The 1976-nt window shown below is 72.5% G+C and carries 2 protein-coding genes; one reads left to right on the top strand and one right to left on the bottom strand.

Annotation, left to right across the window (positions count from 1 at the left end; all coding sequences use genetic code 11):
• On the top strand, positions 1-561 hold the full coding sequence (locus tag AC5LSR_RS24100) for a sirohydrochlorin chelatase (RefSeq protein WP_445548546.1): 561 nt from the start codon (positions 1-3) through the stop codon (positions 559-561).
• Positions 562-804: 243 nt separating this feature from the next.
• Here AC5LSR_RS24100 and AC5LSR_RS24095 read toward each other — a convergent pair whose 3' ends face one another.
• Positions 805-1647, bottom strand: a complete 843-nt coding sequence (locus tag AC5LSR_RS24095; protein ID WP_493465866.1) for a uroporphyrinogen-III synthase — start codon at positions 1645-1647, stop codon at positions 805-807.
• Positions 1648-1976 lie beyond the last annotated feature (329 nt).

Below are 1976 nucleotides of genomic sequence, written 5' to 3'. Positions count from 1 at the left end.
GTGCCCGGCCCGTCCTATCCGTCCGCCGCTTCCAGCCCGCCCACCATTTCCAGCCCGCCCGATGCTTCCAGCCCGCCCACCACTTCCAGCCCGTCCGGTGCTTCCGGTGCTTCCGGACGCGGGACGGACACCACGCCTGATCCGGTAACCGGTGCCATATCCGACGAGTTCGAGACCTCGTCCGGCGGGCTCAAGACCCCGCCCGCCGAGGCCGATCCTGGCGTGACGGGTGGTCACCATCAGATCCACTGGCACGCGGTGGAGCCGGCCTTCCTGGACGTGGTCCAGCCCGACATCATGGCCGGCTACGCCAGCCTGGCCGCCGCCGGCTGCACCGAGATCGTGGCCCACCCTTTCTTCCTGTTCGACGGCAGCCACACGTCGCGGGACATCCCGGCCGCCCTCGCCCGGGCCCGGGAGCGCTTCCCGCACACCCGCTGGACGCTGACCGCGCCACTCGGGCTGCATCCCGGTGTGCTGACCGCTGTCACCGCCCGCATCGACGACGCCCTTACCGGCCATGCCTGCACCGGCCATGCCTTCGCCCCGGACGAGCCCTGACCGAATGGCCCCCGACGACGCCTGATGACAACCGGTGGACCTGATGACAACCGGTGGCAGGCACCAGCGCGCCCACACCGGCCTCGCGCCCACCTCGAACGGGCTCTCGCCCCGAACGGTCTCCCGATCACCATTCGGACAATCACCCGCCCCCTCTCGTCCCAGTCAAGAGAACGAGAGTGAAAACGGCTGCCACAGCGACCGTTCATCCCCTCGTTCGCGTGATCCGAGAGTGTTCGATCATCAGCTTTTGGCGGGTTTCGGGGCGGACGCGTGTTGGCCGACCGGCGTTTCGGACGAGCGGGCTCTGGTGACGGCATCGGCCACCGCCGCGGCCAGCGGATGGATGCCGGGCTCGGTCGCCACCGCGTCCACCCGGATGCCGGCGTGCTGACAGGCCGCGACGGTACGCCGTCCTATCGCGGCCACCATGATCCCGTCCGGTAGGGGGCCGTACAGCGCGACGGTCGCGCGGGCCGCGGTCGACGACGCGAACGCCACCGCGTGCAGGTCGCCGTGCCGGATCTCCTCGACGATCCGCGGGTCGGGTTCGGCGACGACATCGGTCAGGAGGCTGATCCGACGCACCGTTTCCGCTCCGGCGGGCGGCGGCGCGGACGCGCACACCACCACGCGGACGCTGCCGCCCATCACCGCAGACACCGCATCCTGCGCGTCGGTGGGCTCCGCAGCCCGCGTCCGCGCACTGTGTGTGTTGGCGCGCTCCGGGCCATCAGCGCTGACGGGCAGCCGGGCGCAGGACAGCCCAAGGGCCTCCAACGAGACCTCCGCCTCGGCGTCGGCGGCCATCAGCACGAGCCCGGCAAGCGCCCGGACGTCGCGGCCGGCCCGACGCAGCAGTGTGACCACCGCCGCGACCTCCGCGACGCCCGCCAGCACCAGCGCGTCCGCGCCGGCGAGCGCCGCCAGCAGCGGTGCCGGGGCGGCCACCGGCCCGGGACGCGAGACGACACTCTCCACGGCGTCCGCGCCGAGCGCGCGTAACCGGGCGGCCAGCAGCCCGGGACGCGGCCTTGTCCGCGGGACGAGCACCCGGACTCCCGCCAGCGGACGGTCGGCGTCCACAGCCGGCGAGCCGGTGACGGATCCGCGCGGATCATCGTAACCATTCGTAAGACCGTGACTGTCAACACCGCCGGACCTGTCGACGCCGCCAGGGCCGTCGCCGGGGCTGTCGCCAGGGCCGTCGCCGGAGCCGGCTCCATTCCGGGGGCGCGGTCCCGCCCAGGAGTGCGATCTCACCGTTGCCCGGCCTGGCGAGTTGTCGGCGCCGCCAGGCCTGACGGTGTCGCCCGAGCTCACGCCGTCGCTCGCGATATCGCTGGCGCTCTCGCGACTGTCACCGTTGCCACTGCCACTGCCACTGCCACTGCTGGTGCTGGTGCTGGTGCTGG

It is taken from the genome of Protofrankia sp. CiP1_Cm_nod4, from assembly GCF_982290645.1.
The sequence above is the reverse complement of the archived record's forward strand: the minus strand, read 5'-3'. Positions and strand labels throughout refer to the sequence as shown.